This is a genomic window from Serratia sp. CY47444, from assembly GCF_052168635.1.
Classification (GTDB): Bacteria; Pseudomonadota; Gammaproteobacteria; order Enterobacterales; family Enterobacteriaceae; genus Serratia; species Serratia bockelmannii.
Genome location: NZ_JBJNMH010000016.1, coordinates 48,000 through 67,697, shown reverse-complemented (window position 1 = coordinate 67,697; position 19,698 = coordinate 48,000). Strand labels below are relative to the sequence as shown.

The following is a 19,698-nucleotide window of genomic DNA, read 5'->3' as shown; positions in this document are numbered from 1 at the left end:
TTGCTCTATCCGGTGGAGCCATACAGTACTGCAGTTTTCCCGGTGGGGCCCTGGTGAGGCGCAAGTAGGAAAAGATGGTGTTAGCAGGGCATTTCAGCGTTTTAATACCGCCTGTTTCACTATTTTCTTCTCCCTGTGGCACCTACTATAAGCGGCCTCTCACCTGGCGGAAAAGGGTGAAAACCACCCTTGAAATACATTAATGAAAGTGATATTAGAAGCGGTTAGGGCGAAAGCGCCTAGTTCAGTTTTGAATAATTAAATCAGGGAATTATATTAAAAATGAATATTAATATCACCGACAAACCCAACCCGCAGGATGAAGAGTTCGTTATCGACAGCCTCTGGGCTCACAACCATAAAACCCAGCCCGTAGACATTCACCCACTGTTCCTGACCGTCACTGACGACAACCAGCAGATCGTCGGTGGCCTGGTCGCACGCACCTGGTGGGGCGGCCTGGAAGTGCAGTATCTGTGGGTCGGCGATCAATGTCGCAAAAGCGGTTACGGCCGCCAGCTGATGCAACTGGCCGAAGAAGAAGCCCGCAAGCGCGGTTGCCATATGGCCTATGTCGATACTTTCGATTTCCAGGCCCGAGGCTTCTACGAAAAACTGGGCTACCGGGTCTACGGCGAGCTGGGCGACTACGCGCATCGCCACACCCGCCATTACCTGGCTAAAAGCCTGTAACGCGGCCTGAGCGGCGCAGAGGTAGGTATGGATTCATCGCATAAAAATAATGAATCTTATTTTAAGGGCCTCATCACCATGATGGAGCACCTGAGCGAGCCCTGGGGCATCAAAGACCAGCTGTCCCGCCACCTCTATATGAACCGTGCCGCTTATCTCTATACCAATACGCCGCTGAATTTCGACGTCGCCGGCAAATATGACCACGAATTCCCCGCCGACTGGGCCGACTCCGCCGCCGACTTTATCGAGCATGACAAGATGACCGAAGCAGCGCGCGATCGGGTCACGGTCATAGAAACCCACTACTGGTACGGCAAAGACAGCCTGACGCCGTTTATCAGCGAAAAGCTACCGGTGTACAACGATGACAAACAGGTGATTGGCGTGATCTGGAACGCCAAGCCGATGAACAGCCTGTCACCGCTGAAATACATCAATCAGCAAAAACCCAGCGTGTTGACCACCGAAGTCAATAACGAGCTGTTCACCCGTGCCGAACTCGATGTCATTTTTCTTATGCTGCAACGATTTACGGTAAAAGAGATCGCAAAAATCTATAACGTCAGCAATAAGACCATCGAAAACCGCATTTATAACATTTACCAGAAGGCCAACGTGCATACTCAGCAACAATTTGAGGAATACTGCAAATACGCCAATCTGGATAACTACATTCCCGATCGCCTGATAACCAAAGGCATTCAGTTTATTTGAACCGCAAGGAAGATCTCACCGTGATAAAGATCGAAGATTATCCGCTCACCCGGGTGCCGCAGGATAAAAGAGTCTCGTTTTTAAGCGTGGCCATCGTGCATATGGGCATGTTGACCGCGCTGGACCAGTTCATGCTCGGCGCCGTACTCGGCAACTCCATGACGCTGATTGACGCTTTCACCGCCATTTTCGTCGGCAGCCTGATCTTCGGCGTGGTGACCTACGGCCTGGGGCTGGCGGGCATGCGTGAAGGCATTTCCGGCAGCCTGCTGGCGCGCTGGTGCGGCTTCGGCCGTCTGGGCTCGGTGCTGATCGGCGTGGTGGTGGCCGTCAGCCTGCTGGGATGGTTCGGCATTCAGAACGCCATTTTCGCCAAGTCGCTCGACTTCGCGCTCGGCAATAAGCTGGGCTTTGGCTTGGCCGCCGGGCTCTCGGGCACGCTGTTGACTATCCTGGTGGCATTCGGTTTCAAGGCGCTGCGCATCGCCGCACGTATCGCGGTGCCGATGTTCATCATGCTGGTGGCCTTTATTTCAGTGACCGCGCTTTCCGGGCATAACCTGCAGGAGATCATCCAGCTGGCGCCGCCGGGTGAACCGCTGACCATCAGCGCCGGCATCACCATCGTCGTCGGCGGCGCCATCGTGGCCAGCCTGATGACCCCCGATCTGACCCGTTACTCCAAAAACGGCAAGCACGTGCTCGGCGTCACGCTCTTCACCATCATCGCCGGCGAGTTCGTGGTAAACGGCCTGGCGATCCTGATCGCCAAAACCCTGGGCACCGCGGATGTAGTCACCATCATGTCACAAGCGGCCGGCGGCGCCGGTTTGCTGGTAGTGGTGTTCTCCACCCTGCGCGTCAACGATCTCAACCTGTATTCCTCTTCGCTGGGCATCGTCAACGCGGTGGAAGGCATCACCGGCAAAAAGCTGAAGTACACCTACACCACGTTGGTGATCGGGATTCTGGGCACTACGCTGTCGGTGCTGGGCATTCTCGACCGCTTCGTCGACTTCCTGACGGTGCTTGGCGTGGTCTTCCCGCCGATTATCGGCATCATGTTGGTGGACTATTACCTGCTGCGCAGCCACCGCAAGATCCTGGACGAGAGCCGCCGCATGGGCCAGTTGCCGAACGAAACGCCAACCATCGGCTGGGCGGCGATCGTCGCCAGCATCGCCGGCGGCGCCGTTGGCCTGGCGACCGAATGGGGCGTACCGACCATCAATTCCCTGGTAGCGGCCAGCCTGCTGTATTGGGTGCTTAAACTGGCCTTCAGTCGGGCGCAAAAACCGCTGGCCTCGCAGAAGTCTCTCTGATTTTCGCGCACGCGGTAATGCACTCCTCCGGTATCGGGGGAGTGTTTGACGCTCGAAAAGGGGATTCAATGCAAAAGATGGGGCCGATCGCGCAGACAAACGGCCGTGATGTTTAGGGTCCCTGGTGTCGGTAGCAAGCTATCCATTTATGCTCAGAGTGTGGCAATGCCCCCTCTGAGCTTTTTATTATAAAAACTGTCGGCTTCCGTATTTTGATCGTAAAGAAAAACTTCAGCTTGCATGAACAGTAGCCCATGAAATCGGCTTTGGTCAACATAAAAGTAAACACAAAACCGGCTTTTGTGTTCACTTTTCTATAAGTAAAACCTAATCAATTGATTTGCACGGCTTTATCTTTCTCGCAGAGGAAGCAGGCTACCCCCGCTGACATCACTGCGCTAAACGGCTGACGGTAAACAATAATTACCGCTAATAATCAGTTCGTTACCCGCTCGTCTGCGCCTTTTTATCTGGACAACGCCAATGCGTAAGATATAGTGAAGCCTGCGTAATGTTTGTAAGGACAGCCAATGAAAACCACCAACGCACAGCGCAAAATCAACATCATTAAAAATATTGAATATCTGATGCGTACCCGCGGTGAAACCAAGGCTTCCTTTTCCAATCGCAGCGGCCTGACGCGCACTACCCTCTACAAAATTCTTGACGGAAGAGTGAACAACGTTCAGCAATCCACCGTGAATCGGATCTCCGACTTCTTCGGTGTCTCCTGTGAAGAGATCGAAGACTACGATCTGGAAAAACTGGAGCTGCTCAACGAAACGCTGTCCACCGAAGGCAACAAGAACCCTTCCGCCATTCCGGTGATCCCCCAGTCGCGCTATCTGGCCGTCTCGCAGCGCAAGATCGGGCAGTTGGTCACCGAGTTTCCTCTGACTTATTTCTTCGGCGATGAGTCGAACATGTTGGCAATAAAAATAGAGACCGAAATTAAAGGGTCATTTATTCCCGGCGAGGTCATCATCATCAAAAGGCCGCCGGTACTGATTTGCGATTCACCTTTGCTGTATCACTCGGGAAAACGCGGCTTCTTTGTGGTTGACGACAAAGACAGCGAAAGCATGGACAAACGCCCTCAGGACACCGTGCAATTCCTGGGTTACATCGTTGGAGAAAGGTTATAAATGGAACCGAATCAGAAGTTCAAGCTGTTGGGCTTCACCCGGCATGGCACCATCGCGGCCAATGTCATGGTATTGGCCACCGGCAAAACCATTACCATGGGGCTGAATGAGCTGGCCGACAGCGAAATATCAGAAGATCTGAGCCGGCACGAGCTGCAGGCGCTGTACCGCAAACTCTATGGCGATAACCAACAAAAAACCGCCTACGAGCTCAGCGATCGCCACGAACGCTCCTGGTACGCCTACCTGATTATTACCGTGGCGCTCAGCGTGATTTATATTTTCTCAACGCTGTGCGGCGTCAAGCCGATCCAAATCCCGGTGCTGAATCTCATCACGCCGCCGGCGATCTTCATCTACCCGCTCACGTTCATTCTGGTGGACATACTTAACGAATTCTATGGGTTGCGGCTGGCTCGGCGCACCATCATCATCTCGTTTATCGCCAACCTGACCTTCGTCCTGGGGGTCTGGGTAACAACGCTGGTGCCGAGTATTCCGCAGTGGGAGTACAGCGAGACCTACAACGGCATCGTGCACAGCATCATGGCGGTGCTGGTGGCCTCGTCGGCGGCCTATCTGATCTCCGAGAACGTCAACTCCTACCTGCTCTGCAAAATCAAAGAGTTGACCAACTCCCGCTACCTGTTTGTGCGCGTGATCACCAGTACCGTAGTGGCGTCGGCCATCGACAGCGTGGTGTTCTGTACGCTGGCGTTCTACAACGTGCTGAGCTGGGACATCATCAAAACCATGATCCTGTCGCAGTTCCTGATCAAGGTGGTTTACGCCCTGCTGGGCGTCGGGCCGATCTACGCCACCCGCAGTCTGTTTAACCGCTACATCAATACCGAACAAGCAAAGGGCAATGAATATGCATATCCAAAAGCAAGATAAGATCACCCATCTTGGCGCGAACTCCGATTATCCGGATCAATATGCACCCGCATTGCTCGAAGCCCTGCCGCGCGCGCGCGGCCGCGATCTGATCGGCGTGGACGAGCAGCAGCTGCCATTCAGCGGCTTCGATCTGTGGACCGCCTTCGAGTTGTCGTGGCTCAACGGCAAGGGCAAACCGGTGGTGGGCATCGGCGAATTTACCTTCCCGCACTCTTCTTCCAACCTGATCGAATCCAAATCGTTCAAGCTGTATCTCAACAGCTTCAACCAAACGCGCTTCGACAGCGTGGAACAGGTGAGCGCCGCCATGCAGAAGGATCTGTCGCAGGCGGCCAATGGCCAGGTCACCGTCAAGCTTTATCCGGGTTTGGAAGGTTACCCCGCGCAGATCGATCGTCTGCCGGGCATCAACATCGACGATCTGGATATCGCGGTCGACGACTTCGCCTTCAAACCGGAATACCTGAGCGGCGCGGCCGATCAAGGGGAGCACGTAGCGGAGACGCTGTCTTCCAATCTGCTGAAATCCAACTGCCTGGTCACCAACCAGCCGGACTGGGGCAGCGTGGTGATCCACTATGAAGGCCGCAAAATCGATCGCGAAAGCCTGCTGCGCTACCTGATCTCCTTCCGCCAGCACAACGAATTCCACGAGCAGTGCGTCGAGCGCATTTTCAACGACATCAAGCAGAGCTGCCGCCCGGAAAAACTCAGCGTGTTCGCGCGTTACACCCGCCGCGGCGGCCTGGACATCAACCCCTTCCGCAGCGATTTCGAAACGGCGCCAGCGCTCGGCCGCCTGATCAGGCAGTAAGCGTTACTCCCCAATGCTCCCGCCAGGGAGCATTGTTTCCTCGCTTTCATCTCCCTGTTATTTTTCGCCATTATCGTCGTCAGCGGCTATCTTCAAAGCACACTGACGGAGATTAACGACGCATGCCTGACCTTTCTCGCAGAGACCTACTGCGGGCCGCCGCCATTGGATCGGCTTTCACGCTGTTGCCCGCCTCGATTCGCAAAGCGCTGGCCATTCCCGCCAATAACCGCACCGGCACCCTGCGCGACGTCGAACACGTGGTGATCCTGATGCAGGAGAATCGCTCTTTCGACCACTACTTCGGCACCCTGCCGGGTGTACGCGGCTTCAGCGATCGCTTTACCATCCCATTGCCCGGCGATCGCCTCGTCTGGCAGCAGCAGGGCGCCGAGCGGCTGGTGCTGCCCTACCATCTGGACAGCAAACGCGGCAACGCCCAGCGCGTCACCGGCACGCCGCACTCGTGGGTGGATGAGCAAGCCGCCTGGGATCACGGCCGCATGAGCGCCTGGCCCACCTACAAAACGCCGGCCTCGATGGGCTACTACCGCCAGCAGGAGCTGCCGTTCCAGTTCGCACTGGCCAACGCCTTTACCCTGTGCGACGCCTATCACTGCGCTATCCACGCCGGCACCAACACCAACCGGCTGTTCCACTGGACCGGCACCAACGGCCCGTCCGCCGCCGACGTGGCGGTGGTGGTCAACGAGTGGGACAGCCCCGGCCCGGCGGAGATCGGCTACCAGTGGACAACCTATCCGGAACGGCTGGAGGCGAGCGGCGTCAGCTGGAAGGTGTACCAATTCCTGCCGGACAACTTTACCGACAACCCGCTGGCGGGCTTCCGCCAATACCGCGCCGCCAGCATTCAGGTGGGCAACCCGGCGCGGCCGCCGAAAGGCTTCAACGCCTTCGTACCTTATCGCGACGAGCTCAACGCGACCGCGCCGCTGTACAAGGGCAACGGCAACACCCTGCCGGCCGCCGACGGCAACGATCTGGACGCCATGCTGGCCGGATTCCGTGCCGACGTGCAGCAGGGCAAACTGCCGCAGGTCAGTTGGATCATCGCGCCGGCGGCCTATTCGGAACATCCCGATCCCTCCAGCCCGGTGCAGGGCGGCTGGTTCACGCAAGAGATCCTCAACGCGCTGACCGATAACCCGGAGGTGTGGAGCAAAACCGTCCTGCTGGTCAACTACGACGAAAACGACGGCTTTTTCGATCATATGCCTTCGCCTTCCGCGCCGTCGCTGCGCGAAGACGGCAGCTTCGCCGGTAAATCGACGGTGCCGTTCGATACCGAGATCTTCCAGCACGTGGCGCCGCCCGGCTCGCAGGATCAGCCGCCGCCGGACGGCCGCATCTACGGCCCCGGCCCGCGGGTGCCGATGCTGGTGCTATCGCCCTGGAGCCGCGGCGGCTGGGTCAATTCGCAGGTCTTCGATCACACCTCGGTGCTGCAATTCCTGGAAAAGCGCTTTCAGGTGCATGAACCCAACATCAGCGCCTGGCGCCGCGCGGTGTGTGGCGATCTCACCTCAGCGTTCAATTTTGTCGACCCTAACGGCGAAGCGCTGCCAAGCCTGCCCGCCACCAGCCGCCACGCCGCCGATGGCCTGCGCCAGCGCCAGGAACAGCTGCCGCAGGTGCCGCTGCCATCGCCCGCCCACCAGCGTTTGCCGCACCAACGCCGCCTGGCGCGCCCTTCCCGCGCACTGCCCTACCAGCTGCACGTCGAGGCCACCGTCGCGACCGAGCAGCGCCGCGTGACGTTGAACCTGTTCAATACCGGCGAGCAGGGAGCGGTATTTCACGTCTACGACCGGCGAGACCTGACGCAAATCCCGCGCCGCTATACCGTCGAGGCCGGCAAGGCGGTCAGCGACGACTGGCAGGCGGACAATGAGTACCATCTATGGCTGCTCGGCCCCAACGGCTTTCATCGCGAGCTGCGCGGCGTCCTGAGTCGGCCGCAGCCGGAAGTGCGTTTGCGCCCAACGGGCCGCAGCCTGCAGCTGCAGTTGAATAATCCGGGCACCGAAGCGATAGCGGTCACCCTCGAACGCTGCCCTTACACTCAGCAAGGCCCGTGGCCTATTACGCTGCCTGCGGGCGGCAGCCACCAGCAAACGTTTGACGCCCGCACCAGCGGCGGCTGGTATGATCTTACGCTGCGAGGCCCCGGCTGGCTGCGACGCCTGGCGGGGCGGCTGGAGGACGGTGAGCACAGCGTCAGCGACCCGCTGATGGGCCAGGGATGATCTATCGGCATCAAGGGAGTTCAAAAAGCGAAAGGATATCGCTTATCATTGCGTTCTCGTTCTTCGCCGATTACCCAAGGATCTTCATGCCCGCTGTTCTTATCGCTAAAGCCGGCCGCTGGTTGGCCGCCTGTGTGTTGCTGTTGGCCGGCACCGCTCAAGCCGCGCCGATCGTCGTCACCGATGTCGCCGGCCGCCAGGTCACCCTGCCGCAACCGGCCAAACGCGTTATCCTGGCCGATGCCCGTGCGCTGCTGGCGCTGAATATTCTGCATCCGCAGGAGCCGCTGAAAAACATCATCGCCTGGGACAACTCGCTGAAGGTCAAAGCGCCGGATCTGGTGGAGGCCTACGCGAAAAAATTCCCGCAGGTCATGCAGATCCCCACCTTCGACAACCCCTACACCAGTGATTTCAGCGTGGAAAGCGCGGTGGTGCGCCAACCGGATCTGATCATTTTCGACATCGGCCTGCTGAGCAAATTGAAAGACAGCGGCGTGCTGACCCAGCTGGAAAAAGTCGGCATCCCAGTGCTGATCATCGATTTTCGCCAGCAGCCGCTGACCAACACCGTCGCCAGCATGGCGCTGTTGGGAAAAGTGTTTGACGAGCAGCCCAACGCCGATGCTTTTATCCGCCTCTATCAGCAACGCCTCGAACTGGTGCGCCAGCGGGTCGCCACGCTGAAACCGGAGCAGCGCCCCAGCGTCTTCATCGAGCGCAGCGCCGGCATCAAAGGCGAACAGTGCTGCAACACCTTCGGCAAAGGCAGCTTCGGCCAGTTCATCGATACCGCCGGCGGCAACAATATCGGCAGCAAGCTGTTTTCAGACATGGGTGGAGAAGTGAACGTCGAGCAGGTGATCAGCAGCAACCCGGATTTCTATCTGCTGACCGGTGCCGACTGGAGCCGTGGCCATCGCGGCACGCTGGCGGTACCGCTGGGTTACACCACCGATATAGCCACCAGCCAAAAGAAACTGGCGCATCTGCTGGATCGTACCGGTATTAACGTGCTGAAAGCGGTGAAAGAAAAACGCGTGATGGCGATTTATCATCAATTTTACGACACACCGCTCAACTTTATCGCGGTTGAAGCGATCGCCAAATTCCTGCACCCGGCGCTGTTTAAAGATATTGATCCGCAAGCGGATATCGAAATGGTGCACCAGAAATTCACCGCGCTGGATTACAGCGGCGTCTTCTGGCTTACGCCACAATAACCTCCCGCAGGGCCCGCCAGTCGGGTCCTGTTTCCCGCATTCATTATTTAGTTACCCACTTAACTATCCCGTAACAATTCTATTTACTTGCCAATAATTATCATTAAGATTGTCTTTTCTAAAAAAATACATCCGGGTCTGAAACTCTTAAGGCATTATTATGTCACCTCTTTTTCGGCTTTCCCTGCTGACGGCTTCCATCGCCATCGCATTCCCTGTCCTTGCTACTGATAACTCATCTCAGAACGATACCGACACCGTGACCGTCGTCGGCAACTGGCTGGACAACCCTGATACCAGTTCGGTGCTGCTCAACCATCCGGGCGCGCGTTCCATCGTCACCCAGCAGCAGATGCATGAGCAAGGCGACCAAACCATCGCCGACAGCCTGCGCGGTGTGCCCGGCGTGCAGGTGCGCGACAGCAACGGCACCGGCGGCAGCGATATTTCGCTCAACGTCGGCGTGCGCGGCCTGACATCGCGTCTTTCTCCGCGCTCCACCATTCTGATGGATGGCGTCCCGCTGGCGGTTGCGCCTTACGGCCAGCCGCAGCTGTCGATGGCGCCGCTATCGATCGGTAACCTGCAATCGGTGGACGTGGTGCGCGGCGGCGGTGCGGTGCGCTACGGGCCGCAAAACGTCGGCGGCGTGATCAACTTCGTTACCCGCGACATTCCCAAAACGTTTGGCGGCACCGCCAGCGTACAAACCCAGGGCGCCAGCCACGGCGGCCTGAAGACCCTGACCAGCGCCTCCGTGGGCGGCACCGCAGACAACGGCCTCGGCGCCGAGCTGCTCTATTCCGGCCTGCACGGCCAGGGCTACCGCGACAACAACGACAACACCGACATCGACGATTTCATGCTGAAAACGCGTTATGCGTTCACCGATCGCGACGAACTGCTGGCCAATTTCCACTACTACGACGCCAAAGCCGGCATGCCGGGCGGGCTGAGCAGCGCGCAATACGCGCAGAACCCGTTCCAGTCCACGCGGCCGTGGGATCAGTTCGAAGGCCGCCGCAAGGATATGTCGTTCAAATACAAACATCAGGAAGACGACAAGCAGTTCGAAGTGTTGACCTACTTCACCGACAGCTACCGCGGCAGCAACATCGAATCGGAAGGCACCGGCAAAAACGCGGGCCAGCGGCGCATGGTCTCCTATCCGCGCCACTATTCAACCTGGGCGATCGAACCAAGCTATTCGCAGCTGTTTCGCTTCTGGAATATGGCGCACGAGATCACCCTCGGTTACCGCTACCTGAATGAAACCATGGACGAAAAAGCATCGCGTTCCGCCTGGTATAATCCGGCGAATATCGGCTCGACGCCGGATACCCCGGACTATTACCAGCATACCTCCGGCGGTACCGCAGCCAACGCGTTCTATATCGACGACACCATTAACGTCGGCAACTGGACGGTCACGCCGGGCCTGCGTTATGAAAGCATTCGCACCCACGTGGACGATTCGTTCAACAACATCAGCCGCGAGAAAAGCTACAGCGAGCCGCTGCCGTCATTGAACGTGATGTACCACCTGTCCGACGCCTGGAAACTGTTCGCCAACGCCAACACCTCGTTCGGCAGCATGCAGTATTTCCAACTGACCAAAGGCGGCAACGGCAACCAGCCGGCGCCGGGGCTGACGGCGGAAAAAGCGCGCACCTATGAGTTCGGCACCCGCTACGACGACACCGTGGTCAAGGCCGAGGCCACGCTGTTCTACATCGACTTCGATAACCAGCTGCAGTACATCAGCAACGACGTGGGCTGGACCAACATGGGCGCCACCAAGCACAAAGGCATCGAGCTGGCGCTCAGCTACGATCTCAGCGAGCTGAATCGGGCGCTCGACGGCGCCAGCGTCTACACCAGCTATACCTACACCAAAGCCAGCACCGACAAGGGCGACTTCGCCGGTAAAGATCTGCCGTTCTACTCGCGCCAGGTCTATACCGTCGGCACGCGTTACGCCACCGGCAGCTGGGTATGGAATCTGGACGGTTATGCGCAGTCGAAACAGCATTCGCCGGGCACCGGGCCGGAGTACATCACGCAGGAAAGCGCCGATGGCCAGTTCGGCAACATCGCCGGTTACATGGTGTGGAATATGCGCGGGGAATATAACTTCGGGCCGCAGCTGTCGAACCTGACGCTGGGCGCCGGGGTGAAAAACCTGTTCGATCAGCGCTACTTTACCCGCTCCAACGACAATAACTTCGGCAAGTACGTCGGTGAACCGCGCACCTTCTTCGTGCAGGGGTCGATCGCCTTCTGATACCCGGGCCCCCGATGGGGCTTCGGTATCACCGACAGTAAAGACGAAACAGGCGCGCCAAGTGCGCGCCCATCGGCGTCAAGGTGGTGTCCTTGCGTTGGATAAGATAAAACGTCGCTTTCGGCAAACTCTCTTCCAGCTCAAGCGGCACCAAATGCTTGCCCAGAATCGGATCCGAAATCACGTCCACCGACAGAATGCTGACAAAATCGCTCTGCGCCACCAGGCTGGTACAGGCCATAAAGGTCTCGCAGGTCACGCTGATCGACGGCGCCATGCCCAAGTCCCCGAACAGATCGTGCAATAGCCGGTAATAACTGCCTTTCGGCGTCGGCATGGTCCAGTCGCAGTGCTGCAGCTGTTTCAGCGAGGTTGCCCCTTCCATCGGATGCCCTTTACGTACCACCACCCGATACTCTTTTTCCATCAGCCGTTCGTACTGCAACTCGTTGTCGAGGCTGCTGGGGTAGTAGGTATTGACGGTAAAATCCAGCTCGCCCTGACGCAGTTCAGGGATCATCGACACCAGCTGCCCCTCGACGATGCGCACCTTCACGTTGGGATACTCACGATGAAACTGAGTGACCACCTGCGGCATCACGGTGCGCGCAATGCTGCCACCAACGCCGATATTCACCGTGCCGCCCGCCAACCCCAGCCGCTGCTGGATATCTTCCTGCGCCACCCGCAGCTCTTCAAGGATCAGGCTGGCATGCTGGAAAAAGTTATCGCCACAGTCGGTCAATACCACCCCCTGGCTACGGCGAATAAACAGCTTGGCGCCCAGCACCTCTTCCAGCTCCTGAATGGCTTTGGTCAGTGCAGGCTGGGAAAGGCGCGAGGTACGGCTAGCGGCGCGGATGCTGCCCTGGCGGCTAACGTCCACAAATGCACGTAATTGGTGCAATTTTATCGAGGCTGGCATAGGCGAAAGGCGATAACCGTTATTTATCAATAGCAAGATATTGGCATCTTATTTAGCCAGATTCCATTGTGTACATTCGGAAAAAACATAATAAATAACCAAATTCTTATTTCGCTTAATTAAGCGCATTTTCTGCGCCAATAAGCGCCATTCACGGCAGTTAGTAACCAAATACACCTTTTTATTTGCAAGAGCATCACCGTCTGATTTCAGTTCAGAGCATAACTGCTGCCTGGAGCGATCCAGCGCGCGATAACTTATGAGATATCACTATGACTAATTCGCTTTCGATGTTGGTGGCCGATCTGTACCCGCAATTGCAGGCCTGGCGCCGCGACTTCCACCGCTATGCCGAATCCGGCTGGTTTGAGTTCCGCACCGCCACCCTGGTGGCGGAAGAACTCGATCGGCTGGGTTACCGCCTGCAGCTAGGCCGCGAGGTCATCAAGGCCGAGGCGCGCATGGGACTACCCTCGTCCGATGAGCTGGAGGCGCAGGAACTGCGCGCCCGCAATCAGGGCGCGTTGGAAAAATGGTTGCCGCATTTTTCCGGCGGCTTCGCCGGCATCGTCGCAACGCTCGATACCGGCCGCCCCGGCCCGACTATCGCCTACCGCGTGGATATGGACGCCCTCGATCTCAACGAATTGCTGGAACCCGAACACCTGCCGTTCCGTGAAGGCTTCGCCTCTTGCAACAGCGGCATGATGCATGCATGCGGTCATGACGGCCATACCACCATCGGCCTGGGGCTGGCGCACGTGTTCAAAAGCCTGGAGTCCCTGCTTAGCGGCACCGTCAAATTGATCTTCCAGCCGGCGGAGGAAGGCACACGCGGCGCAAAATCGATGGTGGAGGCCGGCGTGGTGGACGACGTCGATTTCTTCACCGCGGTGCATATCGGCACCGGCGTGCCGGCCGGTGAGCTGGTATGTGGCAGCGACAGCTTTATGGCCACCAGCAAGCTGGACGTTACCTTCCGCGGTGTCGCCTCCCACGCCGGCGCCAAGCCGGAAGACGGTCGCAACGCACTGCTGGCGGCGGCGCAGGCTGCGCTAGGGCTTTACGCCATCCCGCGCCACAGCGAAGGCAGCTCACGCATCAATGTCGGCGTGCTGCAGGCCGGCACCGGCCGCAACGTGATCGCCGATCGGGCGTTTATGAAGGTGGAGACGCGCGGCGCTACCAATGAGATCAACGCGTTCGTCTATCAGCAGGCCCTGAACGCCATCGAAGGCGCCGCCAAAATGCACGGCGTCGCCTGCGACATCGCGCTGATGGGCGCGGCGCAGAGCAGCAAACCGACCCAACCGTGGGTGGATTATATCCGCCGCCAGGCGCAGCAGATAACCGAGCTGACCTCGGTGGTCGATCGCCGCGAACAGGCGGCGGGTTCAGAAGACGCCACCTACATGATGGAACGGGTGAAATCCCGCGGCGGCCAGGCCTCATACGTCATTTTCGGCACCGAGCTGAGCGCCGGGCACCATAACGAGAAATTCGACTTCAACGAACAGGTGATGGCGGTGGCGGTGAAAACGCTGGCGTCGCTGGCGCTGAACCTGCCGACATTCGGGAGCGGAGCATGAGCAACTCAGAACTGCAGGCATTTATCGACGACTACATTGACCAACGTCAACCCCGCTTCAGCACGCTGAGCGACGCGATTTGGGATCACCCGGAAACGCGCTTCAACGAGACCTATTCCGCCACGTTGCTGGCCGATGCGCTGGAACAGGAAGGCTTCTCGGTCGAACGCGGCGTGGGCGACATCGAGACGGCGTTTATCGCCAGCTACGGCAGCGGCCACCCGGTTATCGCGCTGCTGGGCGAGTACGACGCGCTGGCCGGGCTGAGCCAGCGGTCCGGTTGCGCCACGCCGCAGCCGCTGGTGGAAAACGGCAACGGCCATGGCTGCGGCCACAACCTGCTGGGCACTGCGGCGCTGGCGGGCGCCTTCGCCGCCAAGGCGTGGATGCAGCAGAACCGGCTGACCGGCACCCTACGCTTCTACGGCTGCCCAGGCGAAGAAGGCGGCTCCGGCAAAACTTTTATGGTGCGCGAAGGTCTGTTCGACGACGTCGACGCCGCCCTCACCTGGCACCCAGAAGGCTTCAGCGGCATGTTCAACACCAGCACACTGGCCAACATTCAGGCGGCGTTTCACTTCAAGGGCGTCGCCGCCCATGCCGCCAACTCGCCACACCTGGGGCGCAGCGCGCTGGACGCGGTGACGCTGATGAATACCGGCGCCAACTTCCTGCGCGAACATATCGTGCAGGAAGCGCGGCTGCACTACGCGGTCACCCACACCGGCGGCAGCTCTCCCAACGTGGTGCAGGCCGACGCCGAGGTGTTGTACCTGATCCGCGCACCGCAGCTCGACCAGGCGCAGGACATTTACCAACGGGTGATTAACATCGCCAAGGGCGCAGCGCTGATGACTGACACCCAGATGGACGTGCGCTTCGACAAAGCCTGCTCCAACTATGTGCCGAACCGCAGTCTGGAACGCGCGATGTATCAAAACCTGTGTGATTTCGGTCTGCCCGAGTACAGCGACGCCGAACGCCGCTTCGCCGAGGAAATCCGCCAGACGCTGAGCCGCGACGATCTGCGCAACGCCAAACTCAACATAGCCCGCACCGGTGGCGCAGCCGGGCGCGAGTGGGTACAACTGCTGGGAGATAAGGTGCTGATGGACGAGGTCGCTCCTTATGTGGAGTCCGACGACCTGCTGTACGGTTCTACCGACGTTGGCGACGTGAGCTGGGTGGCGCCAACCGCCCAATGCTTTAGCCCCTGTTTCGCACTCGGCACTCCTCTGCACACCTGGCAACTGGTGGCGCAGGGCCGCACCGCTATCGCCCATAAGGGCATGTGCCTGGCCGGCAAGGTGATGGCGGCGACCGCCATCGATCTGCTGAGCGACAGCGCCCTGCTGGCGAGCTGCCGCAGCGAGTTTGAGCACCAACGCGCCGAACAGCCGTATCGATGCCCTATCCCACAGGGGGTAAAACCCTCCCCATTGAAATAGCATGAACAGACAGGGCCCGGTTCACCGGGTCACTAAGAATAATTATAAATAAATCAAATAATAACAATCACACAACAGAGCAAACACAGAGGGTAAAATCATGAGTGAGGCCACAACGCCAATCAATAAAAGCCCCGGACGCGTTTTTTACTGGGTGGAACGCATCGGCAATAAGATCCCTAATCCGTTTTTACTGTTCGTCTATTTGATCCTGGTGCTTATGCTGGCCACCGCGCTATTTTCCTGGCTCGACGTGGCGGTGAAAAATCCGGCCACCGGCGAGCTCATCAAGGTGAATAATCTGATGAGCGTGGCGGGCATGCAGTGGATATTTCCCAACATCATCCATAACTTCAGCAGCTTTGCGCCGCTGGGGGCTATTTTGGCTCTGGTGATAGGCGCCGGCCTGGCGGAAAAGGTCGGCCTGCTGCAGGCGCTGATGTACAAAATGGCCTCGCGCGTCAGCGCCCGCTACGCCAGTTATATGGTGCTGTTTATCGCCTTCTTCAGTCATATATCGTCGGACGCCGCGCTGGTGGTGATGCCGCCCCTTGGCGCACTGATGTTCGTGGCGGTGGGCCGCCACCCAATAGCCGGACTGCTGGCGGCGATCGCCGGCGTCGCCTCCGGCTTTACCGCCAACCTGTTGATCGTCACCACCGACGTATTGCTTTCCGGTATCAGTACCGAAGCCACCAAAGCGGTGGATGGCGCGGTTCACGTCAGCGTGATCGACAACTGGTACTTTATGGCCACCTCAGTGGTCGTGCTGACCATCGCAGGTGCGCTGCTCACCGACAAATTTATCGAGCCCCGTCTGCCGAAGTGGCAAGGCAGCGCCGAAGACAAAATCGCAGCGCTGACCCCGCTGCAAAACCGGGGGCTGATGATGAGCGGTATCGCCGCGCTGGTGTTTATCGCCATCATCGCCGCTCTGGTGGTGCCGGAGGCCGCGCCGCTGCGTGACCCGAACACCGGTTCGGTGATCCCTTCCCCGTTCATCAAGGGTATCGTGCCGATCATCATCCTGTTCTTCTTCACCGTCGCCATTACCTATGGCGTAGTCACCAAACAGATCCGTCGGCCGGACGATATTCCCCACCACTTGCTCGATCCGATGAAAAGCATGGCGGGTTTTATCGTGATGGTATTTCCGCTGTCGCAGTTCGTGGCGTTCTTTAACTGGAGCAACATGGGCAAGTTTATGGCCGTCGGCCTGACCGATATGCTGGAAGCCGCCGGCATGAGTGGCGCACCGGCATTTCTCGGCCTGATGTTCCTCTCCGCCTTCCTGTGCATGTTCATCGCCAGCGGCTCGGCGATCTGGTCAATTTTAGCGCCGATCTTCGTGCCGATGTTTATGCTGCTCGGTTTCCACCCGGCGTTCGCCCAGATGATCTTTCGCATCGCCGACTCTGCGGTGCTGCCGCTGGCGCCGATGTCGCCGTTCCTGCCGCTGTTCCTCGGCTTCCTGCAGCGCTACCGCAAAGACGCGCAGCTCGGCACCTATTACGTGCTGATCCTGCCCTATCCTTTGGTGTTCTTCAGCGTGTGGATTTTGCTGCTGCTGGTCTGGTATGCGCTAGGCTTGCCAATCGGTCCCGGCGTCTATCCGAAGCTGGGCTAAACGCTCTGCTATCTCGCCCCGCGCTGGTTCGCGGGGCAGATTCCCTCCCCCCAAGCCCAGTAGAAAGATTGATCTTCCTCACTGCCCAAGCGGCTCTGAGGATTATTTCATTGCCTTGCTAAATCGGTTCTTCTATTTTAGCTAACCATCTGACAACGACAAAAATAGGGATTAAGCATGATGAATCGCGTATGGGTACTGGGCGACGCCGTGATCGACCTGGTGCCGGAAAATGCCAACGGTTATCTCAAATGCCCCGGCGGCGCGCCGGCGAATGTGGCGGTGGGTATCGCCCGGCTCGGTGGCGACAGCGCTTTTATCGGGCGTGTGGGGCAAGACGGCTTCGGCGCCTTTCTGCAGCAGGTACTGAGCGATGAAGGGGTGGATATCGGTCATATGAGACCGGATCCCGACCACCACACTTCCACGGTGGTGGTGGATCTCGATCTGCAGGGTGAGCGCTCATTCACGTTTATGGTGCAGCCCAGCGCCGATCTGTTTTTGCAGCCCGACGATCTGCCGGCTTTCCAACGGGGCGAATGGCTGCACCTCTGCTCCATCGCGCTTTCACAAGAACCCAGCCGCAGCGCGGCCTTTGCGGCGATGGAACGCATTCGGGCGGCCGGTGGCCGGGTCAGTTTCGATCCCAACATCCGCGAAGAGGTCTGGCGCCAGCCGGAAGCGCTGCGCCTCTGCCTGCAAAAGGCGCTGTTGCTGGCTGACGTGGTGAAACTGTCGCGCGAAGAGCTGGCTTTCATCAGCCACCTTGACGATGTAGAGAACGGCATCCGCTGGATGATGCAAACCTACCCGACACGCCTGCTGCTGGTGACGCTGGGCGGCGACGGCGTCTGCGTACACGATGGGCATCGCCTGCGCCATTTCCGCGCGCCGTCGATCGTGCCGGTCGATACCACCGGCGCCGGCGACGCGTTTGTCGCCGGGCTGTTAGCGGCGCTGGCACGCCTTCACGAATTGCCGCAGGAAACGCAGTGGCCGGCGGTTATCGCCCAGGCTCAGGCCTGCGGCGCACTGGCCACCACCGCCAAAGGCGCCATGACCGCCCTGCCCCGCGCCGAAGAGCTCACCGCTTTTCTGCGCTGATCCTGCATCCACGGCGATCCCCTGGGCGCCGTGGTCTTTTACCCCCACGATTTGCGCACTCGATCACAATAGCTGAATCGGGTTAGCAAACTTGATTGCCAGCCCGCTTCTTGATCGTTATCTTTCGCCATGAAAAACCGGTTTAGCAATTTAGCAAAAAATAATAACAACCCTTACCCGGATGATAGACGATGATGAAAAAACTCAGCTATTTGGCGATAACAACAGGGCTTTTCCTCTCTGCTTCCAATGCAGCGGCCTCGGGCAGCGGCAGCATCGAGGCGCGCCTCAACGCGCTGGAACAGCGCCTGGCGCAGGCGGAACGGCGCGCCGCACAGGCTGAAACCCGCGCGACGGCGGCGGAACGCCGGGCGCAACAGCTGGAGCAGCGCACCGCCAACACGGAACGGCAAACCGCGCAGATTGCGCAGCATACCGCCGCGCCGCAAACGCCAATTGCCCCGATCAGCGCACTGAAACTGAATGGATTCAATGATCTAAAACTGTACGGCGACGTGGAGTTCAATCTGGACGGCGCCAGCCGCAGCGGCCAGCTGACGTCGCTGAAAGGCAGCGACCACAAAGACTGGAAGCCTGGCAACAAAGAACGCTGGGATATCAACGGCCGCATTCTGGTCGGGCTGGACGGCTACCGCCGCAATCCGGACGGCAACTTCTCCGGCTTCAGCGTGCAACCGCTGGCAGACATGAGCGGCAAAATGAACCTGGATGACGCCGCCTTCTTCTTCGGCAATGAAAAGAACTGGCAAACCAAAATCGGCCGCTTCGAAGCCTACGACATGTTCCCGCTGAATCAGGACACTTTCATTCAATACTCCGGCAATACCGCCAACGATCTGTACGCCGACGGCTTCGGCTATATCTACATGATGAAAGAAGGCCGCGGCCGCAGCAGCAGCGGCGGCAACCTGATGTTGAGCAAATACGCCGGTGATGTCTATTTCGAGCTGAACACGCTGGTGGAGGACGGCACTTCGCTGTTCCAGGACAGCCGCTATCACGGCAACGCCCTGGACAATAAGAAAAACGTCGCCTATTTGCGCCCGGTGATCGCCTGGAAAAAAGACGCCTTCAGCATCGCGGCGGCAATGGAAAGCAACGTGGTAAATAACGCCTACGGGTATCAGGACAGCCAGGGCCGCTTCGTCGATCAGTCCAAGCGCAACGGTTACGGCATGACGATGAGCTGGAACAACAGCGCCGCCAACCCGGATAACGGTGTGGTGGCCAACCTGAGCACCGCCTATCTGGATGCCTCAGGCGAGCAAGACTTCACCGCCGGCGTGAACGTGCTGTGGCGGCGCTTCGAACTGGGTTATATCTATGCCCATAACAATATCAAAGAGTTCAATACCGCCGGGATCGCCGCCGATATCCACAACCCGCTCAGCGAACCGGGCAACTACGACATCCATACCGTTCACGCGTCGTATCAGATACCTAACATTATGAATATGAAGAATTTCAATCTGTATTTAGGCGCCTATGTGTCGCTGCTGGAAGCCAACGCCGACAACAAGATCGCCAACGGCGACAACGATCAACGTTACGGCATGCGCGCCAGATTCAAGTATTTCTTCTGACATCGATTCACGACGCTGCGTCGCAAACTGCGCGGC

Annotated in this window: 15 protein-coding genes; 14 read left to right on the top strand and 1 reads right to left on the bottom strand. The window is 58.6% G+C overall.

Translation table 11 applies throughout. The features are described from left to right. Positions 1-282: 282 nt before the first annotated feature. The 9 genes from ACJ8IL_RS18960 to ACJ8IL_RS18920 all read left to right on the top strand — a co-directional run bounded on the left by ACJ8IL_RS18960 (position 283) and on the right by ACJ8IL_RS18920 (position 11,365). On the top strand, positions 283-693 hold the full coding sequence (locus ACJ8IL_RS18960; RefSeq protein WP_019453029.1) for a GNAT family N-acetyltransferase: 411 nt from the start codon (positions 283-285) through the stop codon (positions 691-693). A gap of 27 nt (positions 694-720) precedes the next feature. Then, positions 721-1,410 carry a helix-turn-helix transcriptional regulator gene (locus ACJ8IL_RS18955; RefSeq protein WP_025304266.1) on the top strand — a complete coding sequence of 230 codons (690 nt, stop codon included), beginning with the start codon at positions 721-723 and terminating at the stop codon, positions 1,408-1,410. A 20-nt stretch (positions 1,411-1,430) separates the two neighbouring features. Further along, complete coding sequence (locus tag ACJ8IL_RS18950) at positions 1,431-2,732, top strand: cytosine permease (RefSeq protein ID WP_060434746.1); 1,302 nt, start codon at positions 1,431-1,433, stop codon at positions 2,730-2,732. Positions 2,733-3,262: 530 nt separating this feature from the next. Continuing rightward, positions 3,263-3,877: a helix-turn-helix domain-containing protein gene (locus tag ACJ8IL_RS18945; RefSeq protein WP_089196268.1), complete on the top strand. Its 615-nt coding sequence runs from the start codon at positions 3,263-3,265 to the stop codon at positions 3,875-3,877. Next, positions 3,878-4,774, top strand: coding sequence for a queuosine precursor transporter (locus ACJ8IL_RS18940; RefSeq protein ID WP_004937338.1), 897 nt, complete (start codon positions 3,878-3,880; stop codon positions 4,772-4,774). Next, entirely contained in the window at positions 4,752-5,591 is an 840-nt protein-coding gene (gene queF, locus ACJ8IL_RS18935) for an NADPH-dependent 7-cyano-7-deazaguanine reductase QueF (RefSeq protein ID WP_049204446.1), read from the top strand. The genes ACJ8IL_RS18940 and queF overlap by 23 nt, the downstream gene beginning before the upstream one ends. A 122-nt stretch (positions 5,592-5,713) precedes the next feature. Beyond that, positions 5,714-7,858, top strand: coding sequence for a phosphocholine-specific phospholipase C (locus tag ACJ8IL_RS18930; RefSeq protein WP_308369906.1), 2,145 nt, complete (start codon positions 5,714-5,716; stop codon positions 7,856-7,858). An 86-nt stretch (positions 7,859-7,944) separates the two neighbouring features. Beyond that, the gene (locus ACJ8IL_RS18925; RefSeq protein WP_099816624.1) at positions 7,945-9,081 is read left to right on the top strand and encodes an ABC transporter substrate-binding protein; all 1,137 of its coding nucleotides are present in this window, start codon (positions 7,945-7,947) and stop codon (positions 9,079-9,081) included. 160 nt (positions 9,082-9,241) lie between these two features. Beyond that, entirely contained in the window at positions 9,242-11,365 is a 2,124-nt protein-coding gene (locus ACJ8IL_RS18920; RefSeq protein ID WP_089181349.1) for a TonB-dependent receptor family protein, read from the top strand. 28 nt (positions 11,366-11,393) lie between these two features. Here the strand turns inward: ACJ8IL_RS18920 and ACJ8IL_RS18915 are convergent, their stop codons facing one another. Then, on the bottom strand, positions 11,394-12,290 hold the full coding sequence (locus ACJ8IL_RS18915) for a LysR family transcriptional regulator (RefSeq protein WP_025304273.1): 897 nt from the start codon (positions 12,288-12,290) through the stop codon (positions 11,394-11,396). Positions 12,291-12,562: 272 nt separating this feature from the next. Here ACJ8IL_RS18915 and ACJ8IL_RS18910 point away from each other — a divergent pair, with 272 nt between their 5' ends. The 5 genes from ACJ8IL_RS18910 (at position 12,563) to ACJ8IL_RS18890 (ending at position 19,662) form a co-directional block, all read left to right on the top strand. Next, positions 12,563-13,879 (top strand): M20 family metallo-hydrolase, encoded by a 1,317-nt coding sequence (locus ACJ8IL_RS18910; protein ID WP_435967882.1) that lies wholly within the window; start codon positions 12,563-12,565, stop codon positions 13,877-13,879. Then, positions 13,876-15,327, top strand: coding sequence for a M20 family metallopeptidase (locus ACJ8IL_RS18905; protein WP_025304275.1), 1,452 nt, complete (start codon positions 13,876-13,878; stop codon positions 15,325-15,327). The genes ACJ8IL_RS18910 and ACJ8IL_RS18905 overlap by 4 nt, the downstream gene beginning before the upstream one ends. Before the next feature lie 100 nt (positions 15,328-15,427). Then, positions 15,428-16,954, top strand: a complete 1,527-nt coding sequence (gene abgT, locus ACJ8IL_RS18900) for a p-aminobenzoyl-glutamate transporter (protein WP_025304276.1) — start codon at positions 15,428-15,430, stop codon at positions 16,952-16,954. A gap of 177 nt (positions 16,955-17,131) precedes the next feature. After that, positions 17,132-18,058 (top strand): aminoimidazole riboside kinase, encoded by a 927-nt coding sequence (locus tag ACJ8IL_RS18895; protein WP_435967883.1) that lies wholly within the window; start codon positions 17,132-17,134, stop codon positions 18,056-18,058. A gap of 194 nt (positions 18,059-18,252) precedes the next feature. Beyond that, a complete protein-coding gene (locus ACJ8IL_RS18890; RefSeq protein ID WP_025304278.1) occupies positions 18,253-19,662 on the top strand; it encodes a carbohydrate porin in 1,410 nt (469 codons plus the stop codon). Positions 19,663-19,698: the final 36 nt, after the last annotated feature.

Coding starts and splice junctions, on each gene's coding strand:
- ACJ8IL_RS18895 (WP_435967883.1), top strand. CDS start 17,132: ATGATGAATCGCGTATGGGTACTGGGCGACGCCGTGATCGACCTGGTG.
- ACJ8IL_RS18920 (WP_089181349.1), top strand. CDS start 9,242: ATGTCACCTCTTTTTCGGCTTTCCCTGCTGACGGCTTCCATCGCCATC.
- ACJ8IL_RS18925 (WP_099816624.1), top strand. CDS start 7,945: ATGCCCGCTGTTCTTATCGCTAAAGCCGGCCGCTGGTTGGCCGCCTGT.
- ACJ8IL_RS18905 (WP_025304275.1), top strand. CDS start 13,876: ATGAGCAACTCAGAACTGCAGGCATTTATCGACGACTACATTGACCAA.
- ACJ8IL_RS18910 (WP_435967882.1), top strand. CDS start 12,563: ATGACTAATTCGCTTTCGATGTTGGTGGCCGATCTGTACCCGCAATTG.
- ACJ8IL_RS18930 (WP_308369906.1), top strand. CDS start 5,714: ATGCCTGACCTTTCTCGCAGAGACCTACTGCGGGCCGCCGCCATTGGA.
- ACJ8IL_RS18915 (WP_025304273.1), bottom strand. CDS start 12,290: ATGCCAGCCTCGATAAAATTGCACCAATTACGTGCATTTGTGGACGTT.
- ACJ8IL_RS18940 (WP_004937338.1), top strand. CDS start 3,878: ATGGAACCGAATCAGAAGTTCAAGCTGTTGGGCTTCACCCGGCATGGC.
- ACJ8IL_RS18890 (WP_025304278.1), top strand. CDS start 18,253: ATGAAAAAACTCAGCTATTTGGCGATAACAACAGGGCTTTTCCTCTCT.
- abgT (WP_025304276.1), top strand. CDS start 15,428: ATGAGTGAGGCCACAACGCCAATCAATAAAAGCCCCGGACGCGTTTTT.
- queF (WP_049204446.1), top strand. CDS start 4,752: ATGCATATCCAAAAGCAAGATAAGATCACCCATCTTGGCGCGAACTCC.
- ACJ8IL_RS18960 (WP_019453029.1), top strand. CDS start 283: ATGAATATTAATATCACCGACAAACCCAACCCGCAGGATGAAGAGTTC.
- ACJ8IL_RS18955 (WP_025304266.1), top strand. CDS start 721: ATGGATTCATCGCATAAAAATAATGAATCTTATTTTAAGGGCCTCATC.
- ACJ8IL_RS18945 (WP_089196268.1), top strand. CDS start 3,263: ATGAAAACCACCAACGCACAGCGCAAAATCAACATCATTAAAAATATT.